Here is a 17,268-nt window from a genome sequence, read left to right as displayed (position 1 = left end):
GCCTGACTCATCGGCCTGACTCATCGGGTGCCGGACACCACCAGCATCTCGCACGGACCGGCGAAGCCGTCCGGCCCCTCGAACCGGCGCAACTCCCGCTCGATCTCCTGCCAGGCCTCGTCCCGCGCGGCGGCGTCCAGGCCGGACAGCATCTGGTGCAGGGCGCCGAACGACTCCCGCTCGAACCGCACGCAGTCGGCCGCCGCGGGCAGCCGCAGCGGCGACGGCACCGCCTCGACGGTGATCTCGCGGAAACCGGCATCGGCCAGCAACCGCTCGGCGACGCCCGGCGAGCCGAGGCTGAACGGGCCGGGCTGGCCGGGCGCCGGCGGCGGCAACTGGGCCCGCCGCCGGATGATGCCGACCGGCACCGCAAAGAACCCGTTGCGGTCCGCGGTGGAGTAGACGACCGCGGACAGCCGGCCGCCCGGCCGCAGCGCCGCGTGCATGCCGGCCAGCGCGGCCCGCTGGTCCGGGAAGTAGATCAGCCCGACCCGGGAGATCACCGCGTCGAACTCGCCGTCGATGCCGAGGTGCTCGCCGTCGACCTCCCGGGTCGCCACGTTGGTCAGCCCGGCGTCGCTCGCCGCCTTCGCCGCGTAGCCGAGAATGGCGGGCGCGATATCGGTGGCCAGGACGTGACCGGACCGGCGGGCCGCCGCGATCGTCTGACCGCCGGCCCCGGCGGCGACGTCGAGCACCCGGCTGTCCGCGGTGAGCCGGGCCGCGTCGAGCATCCGTTCGGTGGCCGCGCCGAGCCAGTCCTCGATCGTCGGTCCCCAGCGGTGCCACGCCTCGGCGGCCTCCTCCCACTGGGCGCGGGTGGTGGTCTTGTACTGCACAGGGTCGAACATGGGTGTCCTCCTTGGGTTCACCCGGATACGCGCCAGATCCGGTCGGACATCCGCCAGAACTGGCCTGGCACCTGCCCGGGCGCGCAAAATGCCAACGTGTCACCCTTCGTCGGCCGGGCCGAGCCACTCGCCCGGCTCCGCGCGGCGCCCTCCGGCCTGGTGCTGGTCACCGGCGAGGCGGGCATCGGCAAGACCGCCCTGCTGAGCCATTTCGCGACCGAGGCCGGCGCCCTGTTCTGGGGCACGGCGTGGGACGACGACCGGGCGCCGGCCTGGTGGCCGTGGACCCAGGCGCTGCGCGGCCTGCTCGAATGCCGCCCCGAACTGCTGGCCGACGCCGACCCGCGGCTGGCCGCGATCGTGCCCGACCTGATCGGCGCACCGGCCACGGCCGATCCGGCCGACACCGGCCGGGTGCTGGTCTTCGACGCGGTCGCCCGCCTGCTGCACCGGGCCGGGCCGGCCGTCGTGGTGCTCGACGACCTGCAGTGGGCCGACCCGTCGACGGTCGAGCTGCTGCACTACCTGGCCCGGCAGCGCGGCCCGGCCAGGCTCCGGCTGGTCGGCGCCTACCGGCCCGGCGAGGCGTCGCCGCCGGTGGCCGCGGCCCTGGCCGACCTGGCCGGCCTGGCCGAGCCGATCGCGCTGACCGGGCTGACCGCCGGCGCGGTAGCCGAGCTGATCACGACGCTGGCCGGCGACGAGGCCGCCACCGCCTGGGCTTCGCTGGTGCACCGGCGCAGCGGCGGGCACCCGTTCCTGGCCCGCGAGCTGTGCCACCTGCTGGCGGCCGGCGGCGCGGCCGACGAGGTGCCGGCCGCGGCCCGCGAGGCCGTCCGGCGCCGTCTCCACCGGCTGCCGGAGGGGTGCCGGGCACTTCTCGATGTCGCCGCGGTCGCCGGGCCGGTGCTCTACCCGGACGTGCTGGCCGAGGTCACCGGCGCGTCGCCCGAGCAGGTCGCCGACCGGGCCGCCGAGGCGGTCACCGCCGGGATCCTGGCCGGCGACGGATCGTTCGCACACGACCTCTACCGGGAGACGATCTACGCCGGCCTGACCGCGAACCGCCGGCTCGACCTGCACGCCCGGGTCGGCCAGGCCCTCCAGCACCGGCACGATCGCGGCGGACGGATCTTTCCCGCCGAGCTGGCCCGGCACTTCACCGCCGCCGGCGCCACCGGCCCGGCGGTTTCCTGGGCGCACGCGGCCGCCGACGCGGACACCGCCCGGTACGCGTTCGCCGAGGCCGCCGGCCACCTGGCCCGGGTCCGCGCGGCGGCGGCCGACACCGGCCGTCGGCTGTCGGCGGCCGACCTGGTCGGGCTGCTCACCCGGGAGGCGGAGCTGCGGTCGCGGGCCGGCGCCACGGACGACGCCCGGGAGCTGCTGGAGACCGCCTGGCAGCAGGCTGCGGCCACCGGAGCCGCCGGGGCCACGCGGGCTGCACCAGCCGGAGCACCGGGATCCGGCGGCGACCCCGAACTGCTCGGCCTGGTGGCCCTCGGGCTCGACCGCCTCGGTGCCCGGTTCGCCATGCCACGCACCGACCTGATCGCCGTGCTGGAGACCGCCCGCGCCGCCCTGGACGGCCGCGGTACCCCGGCCGAGGCCCAGGTCACCGCCGCGCTGGCCCGGCAGTTGCAGCACTCGGTGCCGGCCGACCGGCCGCGCGCCGCCCCCTACGCCGAGCGGGCCGTGGCCATCGCCCGCGGCCTCGACGATCCGGCCACCCTGGCCAGTTGCCTGCTCGCCCAGCACGACGTGCTCTGGACCCCGGGCACCGGCGCGCAGCGGGCGGCCATCGCGGCCGAGATCGCCGCCGCCGCCCGGCTGGCCGGCGATCCGGAGCGGGCGGCGCAGGCGCTGCTGCTCACCGCGAACGCGCACCTGGAGAACGGGTCGGCGGCGTTCCGGGCGGCGTTCACCGAGTTCGCGTACGTCACCGAGCGGCTGCGCCAGCCCCGGCACGACTACGTGCTGCGGACCCGGCAGGCCGCGCTGGCGCTGCTGGACGGCGACCTGGCGGCGGCCGAACGGCTCAGCGACGAGGCCGCCGGGCTGGGCGAGGCGGCCGGCGACAGCGACACCGGCAACGTCCGGATGTCGCAGCGGCTGGAGCTGGTCCGGGCCCGCGGCGAGCCGGACGAGCTGCGCCGGACCGCGGCCGAGGCGGTGCGCTGGTGGGTGGGCGCGCCGGCGCACGCGCACGCGGTGGCCGCCGGGTTCCTGGCCCGGGCCGGCGACCTGGACGCGGCGCGGCGCGAGGTCGACACCGTGCTGGCGCTGGACGACTGGCGGGCCGACCGCTCGTACCTCTGGTCGGTTTTCGCCGGCGAGCTGGCCGCGGCCGCGATCGCGCTGGGCGACCGGGCGCTGTGCACCCTGCTGCTGGCCGACCTGCGGCCGCTGGCCGGCACCTGCACGGTGAACGGGGCGCTGGTCTGCTTCATGGGCGCGCACGCGCACCGGGTCGGCCTGCTCGAGGCGGCTCTCGGCGACACCGCGGCGGCGGCCGCCTCGCTGCGGCAGGCACGCGACATCCACCGGCGGCTCGGGGCCCGGCTCTGGGAACGGGAGAGCGAGCGGGCCCTTGCCGCCCTGGTGCCGCCGGGCCCGGAGCTCCGCTGGGTGGGCGACCTGTGGCAGCTGAACTACCGCGGTCACACCGACTATCTGCGGGACGCCAAGGGACTGCGCGACCTGGCCACGCTGCTGGCCCGGCCGGGCACCGACGTGCCGGCCGTCGACCTGGCCGGCGGCGCGCCGGCCGACCGGATCGCCCCGGACCCGGTGCTGGACCGGGCCGCGCTGCGCGCGTACCGGAATCGCCTGGCCGAGCTGGACGCCGAGCTGGCGGGTTCCGACCTGGGCCGCCGCGAGCGGGCGGCCGCCGAACGGGAACAACTGCTCACCGGGCTGCGCCGGGCGACCCGGCCCGGCGGCGCCGCCCGGGAGCTGGGCGGGTCGGCCGCCGAGCGGGCCCGTAAGGCGGTCTCCGCCCGGATCCGGGACGCGATCCGGCGGATCGGCACGGCCCAGCCGGAGCTGGGCCGTCACCTGGACCGCGCGGTCCGCACCGGACACCTGTGCCGGTACGAGCCGGACTGACTCAGCCGATCTCGAATTCAGCCGATCTCGAGTTCAGCCGTGCTCGAGTTCAGCCGTGCTCGAAGCGGCGGCGCTCGGAGATCTCCCAGGCGAAGACGTGCTGGCGGATCGCCTTGGCCACCCGCTCGCCTGCCGCGAAGGTGAGGATCAGGTGCTGGCCGGGCTCGTCGTAGGCGTCGCGCACGGAGAGCACCGCGCCGTCCACCTCGACGTCGCGCCGGCCGAGCGGCACCGAGGCCTGCATCTTGTCGCCGGTGCCGACCTGCGGCGCGCGGGCCACCCAGCAGCGCAGGCCGCCCTCGCTGATGTCGAGGAGCCGGCCGACGACCGCCTCGGCGCCCTCCTCCGCGGCGAGCCGCACCGGCCCGCCACCGCCGCCGCGCACGTACTCGCGGCGGTTGCTCTGCTTCGGCGTGCCGATCGGCTCCAGCACCCACCGGAACGGGGCGTTGTCGACCACCTCGATCAACCGGCAGGGCAGGATGACCCGGGCCCGCGGCAGCGCCCAGAACACGTCGAGCTGATGCCCCGGCCGGGGCTGTTCGGGACCGGTGGTCTCCAGCGGCGCGGCCAGGCTCAGCTTGTTGCCGTCGACGGCCTCCAGGCGGGAGCGGTAGTTCACCCCTTCCGCGTGCACCACATACATCGGGGTACCGACCCGAGGCAGATCCACCACGGCGACCTCCTGTCCGGCTTGAGTTGCTTTTTCGGCGCGACTTCCGACGCGCTGGTGGGCCCTTCGGCCGGGCCGGCCCCGACGTGAGGATTCCTGCGCTATGAGCCACGTCATCGGCGCCTTTCGGCCACCTGCCGGCCTGATTGACAGTGGTCGATCCGGGTGGTTGGGTGGCGGCGGGAAAGCGCTTACCACTACCGCCCTCGAAGGGAAAGCGTGCCGTGAAACCCATTCGTACCGGATTGGCCATAGCCCTTGCCGGCGCCGGACTGACCGTCGGATCCGCACCGGCCCAGGCCGCGCCCGTCTCGCTCGAACCCCAGCTGATCGCCAGCGTCGACACCAGTGCCGGCGGCACCGGGGCCCGGTTGCTGCTCGGTGACGTCAGCGGCGACGGGCGGCTGGACATCGTCACCATGCAGCCCACCTACTCGGCCGACGACCGCTACATCGGCCGGCAGGTGCAGAGCCTGACCGCGTACGACATCACCGGTGGCCAGATGTGGCAGGTCGGCACCCCCGACCCCCGGGTGACCAACAACGGCACCGACATCCCCGCCGAGATCTACGACCTGGACGGCGACGGCGACAACGAGGTGCTCGCCGTGATGGACAGCGTGTTCCGGATCTTCGAGGGCAGGACCGGGGCTCTGGTACGCGAGTTCCCGGTGCCCGGACCGGACGCGTGGGACACCATCATCATCGCCAACGTCCGGGGCCTGGACCGCCCGCGCGACATCGTCTTCAAGGACCGCTACAACCAGGTCTGGGTCACCGACGAGCTGGGCAACCTGCTCTGGACCCACACCGGGGTGGTGGGCCACCGCCCGTACCCGCACGACTTCGACGACGACGGCAAGCAGGAACTGCTGGCCGGGTACGACTTCGTCAAGCCGGACGGCACGCTGGTCTGGACCGCGGACATGGCCGACCACCCGGACTCGATCGCGGTGGGCGACATCGACGGCGACGGCGGCCAGGACATCGTGTTCGGCGGCGCCGGCAAGGGCGGGGACAGCACCAACGCGTACCGGGCCGACGGCACCCGGCTCTGGCAGAACCTGGACGCGGTCGAGGCGCAGCAGATCGGGCTCGGCGACTTCCGCCCCGACCTGCCCGGGCTCGAGGTGGCCGGCCTGGACCGGGTGGACCGCACCGCGACCACCGGCAAGGACGGCCTGTACGTGGTGTCGGCGACCGGTGAGACGCTGTGGAAGGAGAACCGGACCACGCTCGGCTGCTGGGGCACGGTGGTCGAGCCGCTGCACAACTGGGACGGCACGTACGGCGATCTGATGCTCTCCTGGAACCGCGGCTGCGGCGAGATCGCCGGCATCTGGGACGGCCACGGCAACCGGGTGGCCACCTTCCCGGTCGACGGCCGGATGGTGCGCGGCGACATCTGCGGCGACGACCGCATCGAGGTGGTCGACTACGTGATGGGCACGCAGGCCCAGGTGTACGCCAGCACCGCCGGGTGCGACCTGACCGCCAAGGTGACCGGCCGGCCGCTGCCCCAGGCCAAGATGCACTACAACTACAGCCGCTACACCGCCGAGGAGATCCCCAGCGACCACGCGGCCGGGCTGCGCTGGAAGAGCAAGGGCAAGGGCTGGCAGGTCGACCTGGGCCGGCTGCGCGAGCTGACCGGCGTGCAGCTCGACTTCAAGACCCGGCACGGCACCACCTACAAGGTGGAGACGTCGCAGAACGGCCGGCGCTGGTTCCCGGCCGCCACCGACACGACCGACGCCACCGGCGCCGGGCGGGTCAACTTCACCGACCTGGCCCGGTACGTGCGGGTCACCGTGGTCCGGTGCGCCGGCCCCGCGAAGCTGTCCGCCGGCTCGGTGCTCGGCACCCGATGACGGGATGGGGCCGGGCTCTGAGCCCGGCCCCTCTGCTCAGAACGTGCAGGCCCCGCCGTTCAGGGCCGCCGCGACCGGCGCCGCGTTGCTGCTGGTCCAGCGCCCGATCAGCCCCGCCGTGACACTGCCGCCGGCGGCGATCCTGGAGTTCCAGCTCGCGCCGGTGAGCGTCAGACCGGTGCCGGCCTGACTGAACGAGGCGTGCCAGGCCGAGGTGACCTGCTGGTCCCCGCCGAACGTGAGCGCCAGCTGCCACCCGTCGACCGGCGCGGTGCCGGTGTTGGTGACGGTCACCTCGGCGACGAAGCCGCCGTTCCACTCCGACGTCGTGCGGTAGCCGACCTTGCAGGCGCTCGGCGGCGGCGCGGTCGGCGTGGTCGGGGTGGCCGCCCGCACCGGCCCGGCGGCGATCGAGAGGTTGCCGGCCGCGTCCCGCGCCCGCACGTAGTAGTAGTGCATGCCGGTGCTGCTGCTCCGGAACGGCGCCACGAACGAGGTGCCGGTGGTGTTGCCGACCAGCGTCGACGAGTACCAGCCGTCGAAGAAGTAGACCAGGTAGTCGACCACCCCGACGTTGTCGGTGGTCGCGTTCCAGGCCAGGTTCGGCCCGTTCGGCGTGACCTCGGTGATCCGCAGATCCCCCGGCGTCCCCGGCGGCGTGGTGTCACCGGTCGACACCGCCGGGGTCACCACGGTGATCGAGTTCGACCCGGCGTAGTGCCCCTCGACGTCCGTCACGGACAGCGAGAACCGGTACTGCGCCGTGGACCGGATGCTCCCGGTGATGGTGACGGTCGTGGCGGTGCCGGCCGGTTGGCTCCAGACGATGTCGTTGAACGCCTGGGTGTAGCTGACGGTGTAGCTCGCGATCGCACAGCACCCGGCCGGCGGCGACCAGGCGAGCGTGATCGAGCCGGGCGTGACGGCGGTGGCCCGCAGATCGGTGACCGGGCTGAGCAGCGGCGGCGTGCTGGAGGTCGGCGGCGGCAGCGTCGGCGTGCTGGTCGGCGTCGGCGTGGCGGTCGGCGTCGGCGTGGGGGTCGGCGTGACGGTCGGGGTGGCGGTCGGGGTGGGCGTCGGCGTTGTCGTGGGGGCCGCGGCGGCCGGACCGGCCGCGACGGCGAGCGCAGTGGCGGCCGCGAGGAGCGTCGCGGCGAGCATTACGCGAGGGCGGTGGGAAAGCATGCCCAGACCGTCCGTCAGAAATAGAAGCCTGTCAACGTTTTCGAACCGTCCTTGCGGAATCCCGTACGGCTGCATGGTTTTGGTTTTAGTTTGGGTCTGATCTGCCTTCTGTCCCGATTCCGCGGTAGGCGAGGATGACTCCGATTCACCCCTTCGCCGTCGCGCGGCGTCCCTGGCTGTGGCGGCTGCTGCTGCTCGACGCGCCCCTCATCGCGGTGGTCTACTCGTTCGACGAGCTCCTGGGTTCGGTAGCCGATTCCCATCCGGAAGCGATGTTCGCCGTCCAGGTCGCTACGGCCGTCGCTTGTGGCGCGTTGTTCCTTCGATGGCGCTGGCCGGTGCCGGTCTTTCTTCTGCAATTCTCGCTGCTGCTCATTGTCGGAATACTCGGCGCGGAATTCATCGGCCTGGCGCTGCTGCTCGCGCTGCACGCGGTGGCCCGGCAATGCGACCGGCGCGTCTCGCTCGCCGCGGCAATGGCGTGCGCGGTCCCCTTCGGAACAGAGCATTTCGTTCAGCACCGGACCTACGGCGTCAGTGTCGAACTGGTGGTGGCACAGGCCGGGCTGATCGTGCTGGCCTGGATGCTGGGTTACTGGATGCGGCGGGCGGCCCAGGAACAACTCGCCGCCCGGACGGCCGAGCAGGCACGGCGGACCGAACTCCGGCGGGTGGCCGCTGAACTGCACGACATCATCACCCAGTCGGTCGCCCTGATGCGCCGCGAGGCGACGTCGGCCCGGGCGGCCCTGGCCGGTGATCGCGACCGCGCACAGCGCGCCCTGGACGCGGTGCAGGCGGCGGGCAACCAGGCGATGGCCGAACTGCGGCGCATGCTGACGGTGATGCGGCTGGCCGCCGATGACGAAGCACCGGACCGCCCGCACCGGACCGGGTTCCGGCCGCTGGCCGAGCTGGCGCTCGTCGCGGTGGCGCTGTACTTCGACCGGTTCGTGTGGATCGGCGACCTGGGCCCGGCTGACCGATGGGCGATGACGTGGATCAACGCCGGTGCGCTGGCCGGCCTGCTGCTGCGGTGGCGGTGGCCGGTGGCCGTGTTCGTCGCCCAGCTGGTCTACGCCGGCACGGTGAGCCTGTTCGTCGGGGGCTCGGACTACGTGCTCGGCCTGCTGATCGCCCTCCACGCCGTGGCGCGGCGGGCAAGCCCCGAGACGTCGCAGCTCGCCGCGTGCGGATGCGCCGGCCCGTTCTTCCTCCAGCTGCTGCATCAGGACAACCTCGACGGCCCGCTGTCAGCGGCGGCCGGGCTGTCGGTCTACGGCGTTCCCACCTTCCTGGCCTGGTACCTGGGCTTCTCGATGCGCCGCGCGGCGGAGGGCCGGGCGGCCGCGCGGGAGACCGAGCGGGAACGACGGGAGGAACGGCTGCGGCTGGCCCGGGACCTGCACGACGTCGTCTCGCACACGGTCACCCTGATGCTCCTCCAGGCGGCCGGAGCCCGAGCCGTCCTGCTCCAGGATCCGGGCCGGGCCGCGGCGGCGCTGGACGCGGTGCACGAGGCCGGCGAGCGATCGGCCGACGAACTCGGCCGCCTGCAGGCACTGATCGAACCGGCCGACGGCGCCGACGTCCGGCTGCCCGGCTTGGAAAGTCTCGGCGAGCTGGTGCGGACCATGCGCGCCACCGGCCTGACCGTCGCGGTGGAGACCACCGGCGAACCTCGGCCGCTGGATCCCAGCGTGAGCCTCACCGCGTACCGGGTGATCCGGGAGGCCCTCACCAACTCCACCAAGTACGCCGGCCCGGATGCCACCGCCGAGGTCCGGCTCGACTGGACCGGCACCGAACTGCGGATCGCGGTCACCGACCGCCGGACCGGCAGCCGGCCCAGCATGCCGTCCACCGGCCACGGCCTGATCGGGCTGCGCGAACGGGTCGGCATCGGCGGCGGCACCTTCACCGCCGCTCCGAGCACCGAGGGCTTCGCGGTGACGGCGATGCTGCCGCTGACCGCCACGATCGACTTCGCGCCGCACGCCACCCGGATCCGTGGGAGGCGATGATGGTTCGGCTGCTGATCGACGTACCTCTCATCGCTTTTGCTCTTTATATCGATCAAGCCTGGTTCCTGACCGGTTTCCACCCCGTTTCCTCCCTCCTCACGGCGATCGCGTTTCTCGCGCTGCTGGTGCGGCGCCGGTGGCCGATCACCGTTCTGATCCTCAACGCCGGCCAGCTGATCGCGCTGGGTGGCTGGGATCTCGGCTCCGGGCTGCTCATCGCCCTGCACGCGGTGGCCCGGCACCGCGATCGTCGCACCTCGATCACGGCCGCCTTGGCGTGCGCCGTGCCGGTCGCCGTATCGGACGTCGCCTCCGACGGTCCGGACCTCATCGGATCGGCCATGTTCGCCGGCCTGGCCACCGCGGCCTGGACCCTGGGGTACTGGATGCGGCGGGCGGCTCAGGAACAGCAGGCCGCCAAGGCCGCCCAGCGGGCCCGGCGCGCCGAACGGTCGCGGCTCGCCCAGGACCTGCACGGGATCATCACCCACTCGGTGGAGGTGATGCAGCGGCGGGCGGCCGAGGCCCGGGCCGCGCTGACTACCGATCCGGACCGGGCGGCGCAGGCCCTGGAAGCCGTCCAGGACGCCGGCACCCGATCGATGGCCGAACTACGGCGCATGCTGACCGTGATGCGGCTGGTCACGGACGACGAACCGGCCGCGGACCCGGCCCGCCGCGCCGCCCGCCAGCTCCTGGTGGACGGCACACTGATCACGGTCGCGTTCGCCGTCGACTGGTACGTCTGGCTTCCCGAGGATTTCACCTACGTCCACGCCGGCGTACTGCTGACGTTGCTGCTCGGCCGTCGGTGGCCGCTACCGGTCCTGCTCATCCACGTCGTCTATCTGATCGAGCTCACCAAGGCCCAGCCGTACTCCGACTACATCGTCGGCCCGCTGATCGCCCTGCACGCCGTGGCCCGCGGATACGACCGCCGCGTCTCGATCGTGCCGGCCTGCACGACCGGTGCCGCCTATGCCTACGCCGCCATCCTGGCGACGAAGTTGCAGAACTACGGCGAACCGGCTCGTCCCGTCGAGATGGTTCTCCTCGGCACGCCATATGCGCTGCTCGCGATCCCGCCCTGGCTGCTGGGCTACTCGATGCACCGCACCGCCGAGGGCCGGGCCGCGGCCCGCGCCGCCGAACAGGAACGCCGCGCCGAACGCCTGCAACTCGCCCGCGAACTGCACGACATCGTCTCGCACACGGTGACCATGATGCTGCTCCAGGCGGCCGGCGCCCGCTCCGTCCTCACCCGCAACCCGGCCCGCGCGCAGGAGGCCCTGGACGCCATCCGCGAGGCCGGCGACCGCTCGATGACCGAATTGGCCCGCCTGCTGACCCTGCTCACCCCGGCCACGGACGCCGCACCGGCCGAGCACCCGGGCCTGGACGGCCTGGACGACCTGCTCGCCCGCATGCGCACCACCGGCCTGACCGTGACGGCCGGCTACACCGGAACGCCGGCCGACCTGGACCCGAGCGTCGACCTGACGGCCTACCGGGTGATCCAGGAGGCCCTCACCAACTCCACCAAGTACGCCGGCCCCGGTTCCACCGCGCTCCTTCACCTGACCTGGACAGCGACCGACCTGGACATTGAGGTCACCGACCGGCGCGCCGGCAAGCGCACCACGGTCCCATCGACCGGCCATGGCCTGGTCGGGCTTGGGGAGCGCGTCACCGCGATCGGCGGGACCTTCCAAGCCGGTCCCGGCACCGACGGATTCCGGGTGACCGCGAAGCTGCCGCTGGCACCCGTCATCGCCTGGTCACCGGAGGCCGACCGGTCATCTGCCTGATATCTCAGAGATGGTGGTACGCGTCGTGGCAGTTGTTCCGGGCGATGTCCTCGGCCCGCGGCGAGCCCCGGGTGGCGCGCTCCAGCTCGACGCCCTCGGCGAGCGGCACCGGACCGCGGGCGGCGGCCAGCGCGTCCGGGTTGTAGCCGGCGACTCGCGGCGCTCCCAGCCCTGCCCACCGCTGGCCGCCTCGGCGAGGCGGGCCGGCGAGCCCGCAGGGCTCCATGCATACCGAGCCTATCGGGGTGCAATGATCGGCGGATGACCGAGCAGCGCATCCGGATCGGCGTACAGATCCAGCCCCAGCATGCCGATTACGCCGCGATCCGGCGGGCCGCCGCCGAGGCCGAGGACCTGGGCGTCGACATCGTCTTCAACTGGGACCATTTCTACCCGCTGTCCGGCGAGCCCGACGGCAAGCATTTCGAGTGCTGGACGATGCTGGGCGCCTGGGCCGAGGCCACCTCGCGCGTCGAGATCGGCGCCCTGGTCAGCTGCAACAGCTACCGCAATCCCGAGTTGCTGGCCGACATGGCCCGCACGGTCGACCACATCAGCGAGGGCCGGCTCATCCTGGGCATCGGTTCCGGCTGGTTCCAAAAAGACTATGACCAGTACGGGTACGAGTTCGGCACGGCCGGCGGCCGCCTGGACGACCTGGCTTCGGCGCTGCCCCGCATCGAGCAGCGCTGGACCGCGCTGAACCCCGCCCCGACCCGGCAGATCCCGGTCCTGATCGGCGGCGGCGGCGAGAAGAAGACGCTGCGCCTGGTGGCCCGCCACGCCCAGATCTGGCACTCGTTCGCCGACCTGGAGACTTTCCCCCGCAAGTCCCAGATCCTGGCCGACCACTGCGCTGCCGTCGGCCGGGACCCTTCAACAATCGAAAAATCGGTGGGCGTACGCGGCGACGCCGCCCCGGACGAGATCGGCGGGCAGCTGGCCGAGCTGGGTGTCCGGTTGTTCACGGTGGGCGCAAGCGGCCCCGACTACGACCTGAGCCCCCTCCGCAAGTGGATCGCCTGGCGCGACCGCAACAACTCCTGACCACAAGGAGCCCGTCCCGCCACCCGACTCCGACTGATGCGCCGCAGCGACGGCGGCCGGTGGGCGCCCGCGCTTCGGGCCCTGACCCGACGGCACATACCCACTGAAAATCTTCGCGCCCCGGCTACCGGTCGGCACCGAGGTTCAGCAGCGGACACGGCTGGCCATCTCATGGGACAGCTGCGCGGTTGGTGATCCTGTTCCTTCGAACATATCCGATATATAACTGTAAAACGGCGCTTCGCAAGCGCCCGGACCAGATCTTGGAGGCTTGCTCTCGCTCGCCATTTGGTTGATGCGCGGCCGGTGAAGTGCCACAGCGCGCCGACACCCGCCGTCGTCTGGCGGTGGTGGCTCCGGCGGTGGTGGCTCCGGGTCGCGATCTTGAAAAGTTGGTGTTCCGGTCGAACAGGAACTCGCCACGATCTATCGGCGAGGCGGCCTTATAGTGTGTTACGTGGCTTTTGCTCCGGCTGATGTCCTGGCGGGTGGAATGATCGTCCGCATTCCAGGACGTGCCCACGATGTGGCCGGCGGATCCCGGCATGCGGTGGCGTTGACCGGCGGCAGGAGGAGAGGCGCGCCGTTCGTGGAGCGCGCCCGCAACGGTTACCGCGCATAACCCACGCAAACGGACATTGGCGAAAGTCACGCTGTCGTCAAACAGGACCGCCGAACAGCACCGAACACTCCCCCGAAGCGGCGGAAACGCGGCGCCGGTGACGAAAGCGGCACAGCCAGCGGAAGCGCAACGCCGGGCGGAGAGAAGCGGCGGGCCCACGAAACGCAACGCGGCCGACGGAAGGGCAACGCGGCCGACGGAAGGGCAACGGGCCGACCGAAAGCGGCGCCGGGCAGAACGCAACGCGGGCCGGCGGAAGCATGGCCGCCGCGGGTGGTGGTCGATCACGAGCTTGTCGGCGCCGGCGTGCGGGCGGCACGGCCGTAGGTCACGTTGCGTATCAGCCGTTCGAAGGGCCCCCGCTCACCCCGCCGCCGCATCCAGTCTGCGGCCAGCACCGTGCCCACCCACGTCACGGCGGCCACCGCAGCTGTCGCGGTGACCGACAGCGTCCCGGCGAGGTCCAGCAAGAACGGCGTGAACAGCAGCGCCCAGCACACCGACTGCAACAGGTAGCAAGTCATCGAGCGCTGCCCCGTCGCCGCAATCGCGGCCACCACCGCGTGCTGCGGGCTCAGACGGCGGGCGATCAGCGCCACCAAGGCCGCATACCCGAAGCCGCCCAGCGTGCCCGTCGCGGAATGCAGCGCCCCCAGCAGCGAAAGTGTGCCGGCACCGGGCCGGGTCGTGACTCCGGCCAGCAGGAGGGCGATGGGCTGGGCTCCCACCACCGCAGCCGTGATGCCCAGCGCGGCCACGCTCCGGAGCAGGACCGGGCGTTCGAGGATGGGGCGGCGGCCGGCCCACAAACCTACGGCGAACGGGCACAGGAAGCCGATCGGGCCCAGCCCGGCCACCACCAGGGCGGCCGGCAGGCGCGAGGTGAGCATGGTGGGCAGGTCGGGTGGGAGCATCGCGGGGTCGGGCAGGGCGGCGCTGATCGTGGAGGCGTCGGCGGTGGGCAGGGCGCAGATCACGAAGAACAGCAGCGCGATCAGCAGCAGCCAGCGGTCCGACCAGCGAATCAAAAAGGCACCGACCAACAACAGGACGCCGTACGCCGCCAGGATGTCGCCCACGTAGAAAAGCAGGGCGTCCAGCAGGCCCACCACGATGAGCACCGCGCTACGGCGCCACAGCAGGGTGCGGGTGCCGGTGGGGTGGCGGCGGGCTATCTGGGCCACGCCGTAGCCGAACAGCAGGCCGAACATGGGGAACGCGCGGCCGTCCACGAAGGTCGACAGCAGCCAGATCGTGGCCCGGTCCAGCGCGGTGCCGTCCTGGGGGTAGCCGCCCAGCACCGACGGTGCGCGCAGGAAGTAGTGGGTGTTGGCCAGGGCGATGAACAGCAGCATGAAGCCGCGGGCCAGGTCGGGGCCGAGTGCGCGGGCGGCGGGGGCGATCGGGCCGGGCTGCATGGGGCGAGCCTAGGGATGGCCGGCCCGGGGACACCGCCTTCTTTGGTCTACCGCCGGGTGACTTTGGGCTACGGCTGACGGGGCATCAGGCGCAGCGTGGTGAAAACCCCCGCCGCGGTGCCCAGTGCCGCCAGCAGGTGGATCCAGCCGTACGACGCGCCGGCGCCCAGCAGGGTCAGATAGCCGGCCACGGCCACCGCGCCGCTGATGTGGGTGGTCGACTCGAAGAGGGCCGACGCCATCCCCCGGTCGTCCGGGTCGGCGTCGCCGACGCAGGCCCGGGTCAGCCCCACGTAGATCGGCCCGGCGCTCAGGCCCCACACCACCAGCAGCGTCACCACCACCGCCAGATTGCGGCCGCCGGTCGCGGCCAGCAGCGCCAACGTGACCGCGCACAGGGCCAGTGAGCTCGCCACCACCAGCCGGGAGCCGACGCGGCGGATCAGCGCGCCCGCCGGAGCCGACGTGGCCAGCGCGCCGAGCAGCACGGGCGCCAGCACCAGGCCGGCCGCGGCGGGGCTGAGGCCGAAGACGTCCTGGAGTTGCAGGCTGCCGACCACCACCACGGCGGCGTAGCCGGCGGAGTGCAGCCAGAACGCCACGCAGCCGCCCAGCATCCGGGGCGACGCCACCAGCGCGGGCGGCACCAGCGGGTCGGCGGCCCGGCGCTCCCACCAGACGAGGCCGGCCAGCAGCAGGAGCCCGGCCACGGCCAGGGCGGCGGTGCCGGAGATCCCGTACAGGAACGCCACCAGCCCGCACGTCGCCAGCACGACGCCGGCCACGTCCAGCCGCCGGCCCGCCGTACCGCCCCGGGTGCTGGGCAGGAGCCGGACCGCGCCGGCCACCGCGACCACCCCGATCGGCACCACCACCCAGAACACCCACCGCCAGCCCAGCTGTGCGGTGATGAAGCCGCCGCACACCGCGCCGACCAGGCCGGCACCGTTGGCGGCCGCGGCCACCACCGAGAAGACCCGGCTGCGCCACGGCTCGTCGGGGAAGATCTCGGCGGCCGACGCCAGGGTCGCGGGGATGGCCAGGGCGGCGGCGACGCCCTGCATGACCCGGCCGGTCAGCAGCAGGCCGAAGTTGGGCGCCAGGGCGGCCAGCACGCAGCCGGCGGTGGCCAGAGCCAGGCTGCCGGCGATCAGGTTCCGCCGGTTCCACAGGTCGCACAGCCGGCCGCCGAGCAGCAGCAGACCGCCGATGCTCAGCGAGTACGACGTGATCACCCAGTGCAGGGCCGCCGGGGCCAGGCCGAACTCGGCGCCGATCGCCGGCAGCGCGGTGGCCACGGCCAGGCTGTCGAACAGCACCAGAAACATCGCGCTGGCCAGGACCAGGGCGGTCGGCCAGCGGTGCCGGGCGGTCACGGTGATCGTCATCGGGTACCGGGTGATCCGCCGACGTTGGAAAAACACCGATCCGAGTAAATCGAAACCGTTCCGTAATCCGTATAGCTGGCTGACCCCACGAACGGCGGCGGTGAGAGAGGCGGTAAGGCAACGGCCGCGTGACGTAGCCCGACGACACGGAACGGAACAACATGATCATCGAGGCGAAGGTGCGAGTCCTTCTGCTGGAGAGCATCCACCGCGACGCGGTGACCAGGCTCGAGGCCGAGGGCTACCACGTCGAGTCGCTGCCCGGCGCTCTGGACGAGAATCAGCTGATCGAGCGCATCGCGGGTGTGCACCTGCTCGGCGTACGGTCCAAAACCAGAGTGACCCCCCGGGTCCTGGAGGCGGCCGACAGCCTCGTCGCCATCGGTGCCTTCTGCATCGGCACCGACCAGGTCGACCTCGACGCCGCCTCCGCCTCCGGTGTCGCCGTGTTCAACGCCCCGTACTCGAACACCCGCTCGGTCGTCGAACTGGCGCTCGCCGAGATCATCGTGCTGACCCGGCGGCTGGCCGAGAAGAACGCGCTGATGCACAACGGGGTGTGGGACAAGTGCGCCGAGGGCGCACACGAGATCCGCGGGCGCCGGCTGGGCATCGTCGGCTACGGCAACATCGGCACGCAGCTGTCCGTGCTCGCCGAAAACCTGGGCATGCACGTGTCCTTCTACGACACCGCCGACAAGCTCGCCCTCAGCAACGCCCACCGCTGCGCCAGCCTCGAAGAACTCCTCGAGACCAGCGACTTCGTCACCCTGCACGTCGACGGCCGCCCCGGCAACGCCGGCTTCTTCGGCGCCGAGCAGTTCAAACGCATGCGCCCCGGCAGCCTGTTCCTCAACCTCTCCCGCGGCATCGTCGTCGACCACCTCGCCCTGCGCGACGCGCTCGTCAGCGGCCACCTCGCCGGCGCCGCCGTGGACGTCTTCCCGGCCGAGCCGAACGGCCGCGGCGACGAGTTCGTCAGCGAGCTGCGCGGCCTGGACAACGTGATCCTCACCCCGCACATCGGCGGTTCCACCGAGGAGGCCCAGTCCGCCATCGGCCAGTTCGTGGCGAACAAGCTGGCCCACTACGTGCTGGACGGCAGCACCACGCTCTGTGTGAACCCGCCGGTGCGTCCGCCGCTCGTGACACCGCCGCCGGCCGTCGTCCCCGCGTTCGCCGTCCGCCCGCGCTAGGGGCGGGCGGATGAGCCGGGCGCGCTCCCCACCAGGCTCGCCGCCTCAACTCCGGTAGGTGTCTGAGGCGGCGG

Annotated in this window: 12 protein-coding genes; 6 read left to right on the top strand and 6 right to left on the bottom strand. The window is 72.7% G+C overall.

Translation table 11 applies throughout. The features are described 5' to 3' along the window. Window positions 1–20: 20 nt before the first annotated feature. Entirely contained in the window at window positions 21–854 is an 834-nt protein-coding gene (locus Ari01nite_RS15265) for a class I SAM-dependent methyltransferase (protein ID WP_203781892.1), read from the bottom strand. A gap of 96 nt (window positions 855–950) precedes the next feature. Here Ari01nite_RS15265 and Ari01nite_RS15260 point away from each other — a divergent pair, with 96 nt between their 5' ends. Beyond that, a complete protein-coding gene (locus Ari01nite_RS15260; RefSeq protein WP_203781891.1) occupies window positions 951–3,962 on the top strand; it encodes an ATP-binding protein in 3,012 nt (1,003 codons plus the stop codon). Between the two features lie 49 nt (window positions 3,963–4,011). Here Ari01nite_RS15260 and Ari01nite_RS15255 read toward each other — a convergent pair whose 3' ends face one another. Beyond that, complete coding sequence (locus tag Ari01nite_RS15255) at window positions 4,012–4,638, bottom strand: PilZ domain-containing protein (RefSeq protein ID WP_239162774.1); 627 nt, start codon at window positions 4,636–4,638, stop codon at window positions 4,012–4,014. Between the two features lie 221 nt (window positions 4,639–4,859). On the opposite strand from Ari01nite_RS15255, the gene Ari01nite_RS15250 reads away from it, so the two are divergent. Continuing rightward, on the top strand, window positions 4,860–6,506 hold the full coding sequence (locus Ari01nite_RS15250) for a discoidin domain-containing protein (protein WP_203781889.1): 1,647 nt from the start codon (window positions 4,860–4,862) through the stop codon (window positions 6,504–6,506). A 36-nt stretch (window positions 6,507–6,542) separates the two neighbouring features. Here Ari01nite_RS15250 and Ari01nite_RS15245 read toward each other — a convergent pair whose 3' ends face one another. Continuing rightward, window positions 6,543–7,667 carry a cellulose binding domain-containing protein gene (locus Ari01nite_RS15245; RefSeq protein ID WP_239162773.1) on the bottom strand — a complete coding sequence of 375 codons (1,125 nt, stop codon included), beginning with the start codon at window positions 7,665–7,667 and terminating at the stop codon, window positions 6,543–6,545. 158 nt (window positions 7,668–7,825) lie between these two features. On the opposite strand from Ari01nite_RS15245, the gene Ari01nite_RS15240 reads away from it, so the two are divergent. Both Ari01nite_RS15240 and Ari01nite_RS15235 read left to right on the top strand, forming a co-directional pair. Next, on the top strand, window positions 7,826–9,715 hold the full coding sequence (locus Ari01nite_RS15240; protein ID WP_203781888.1) for a sensor histidine kinase: 1,890 nt from the start codon (window positions 7,826–7,828) through the stop codon (window positions 9,713–9,715). Continuing rightward, window positions 9,715–11,523, top strand: a complete 1,809-nt coding sequence (locus Ari01nite_RS15235; RefSeq protein ID WP_203781887.1) for a histidine kinase — start codon at window positions 9,715–9,717, stop codon at window positions 11,521–11,523. Before Ari01nite_RS15240 ends, Ari01nite_RS15235 begins: the two co-directional genes overlap by 1 nt. Before the next feature lie 4 nt (window positions 11,524–11,527). Here the strand turns inward: Ari01nite_RS15235 and Ari01nite_RS15230 are convergent, their stop codons facing one another. Then, complete coding sequence (locus tag Ari01nite_RS15230; protein WP_203781886.1) at window positions 11,528–11,749, bottom strand: hypothetical protein; 222 nt, start codon at window positions 11,747–11,749, stop codon at window positions 11,528–11,530. 35 nt (window positions 11,750–11,784) lie between these two features. Between Ari01nite_RS15230 and Ari01nite_RS15225 the strand changes: the two genes are divergently transcribed. Further along, on the top strand, window positions 11,785–12,570 hold the full coding sequence (locus Ari01nite_RS15225; protein WP_203781885.1) for an LLM class F420-dependent oxidoreductase: 786 nt from the start codon (window positions 11,785–11,787) through the stop codon (window positions 12,568–12,570). 906 nt (window positions 12,571–13,476) lie between these two features. On the opposite strand, the gene Ari01nite_RS15220 is transcribed toward Ari01nite_RS15225, so the two are convergent. After that, on the bottom strand, window positions 13,477–14,610 hold the full coding sequence (locus Ari01nite_RS15220; protein ID WP_203781884.1) for a DUF418 domain-containing protein: 1,134 nt from the start codon (window positions 14,608–14,610) through the stop codon (window positions 13,477–13,479). A 68-nt stretch (window positions 14,611–14,678) separates the two neighbouring features. Continuing rightward, a complete protein-coding gene (locus Ari01nite_RS15215) occupies window positions 14,679–16,034 on the bottom strand; it encodes an MFS transporter (RefSeq protein ID WP_203781883.1) in 1,356 nt (451 codons plus the stop codon). Window positions 16,035–16,159: 125 nt separating this feature from the next. Here Ari01nite_RS15215 and serA point away from each other — a divergent pair, with 125 nt between their 5' ends. After that, entirely contained in the window at window positions 16,160–17,194 is a 1,035-nt protein-coding gene (serA, locus tag Ari01nite_RS15210) for a phosphoglycerate dehydrogenase (RefSeq protein WP_203781882.1), read from the top strand. Window positions 17,195–17,268: the final 74 nt, after the last annotated feature.

The sequence above is a fragment of the Paractinoplanes rishiriensis genome (assembly GCF_016862375.1).
In the GTDB taxonomy this organism is placed as follows: domain Bacteria; phylum Actinomycetota; class Actinomycetes; order Mycobacteriales; family Micromonosporaceae; genus Actinoplanes; species Actinoplanes rishiriensis.
The sequence above is the reverse complement of the archived record's forward strand: the minus strand, read 5'-3'. Positions and strand labels throughout refer to the sequence as shown.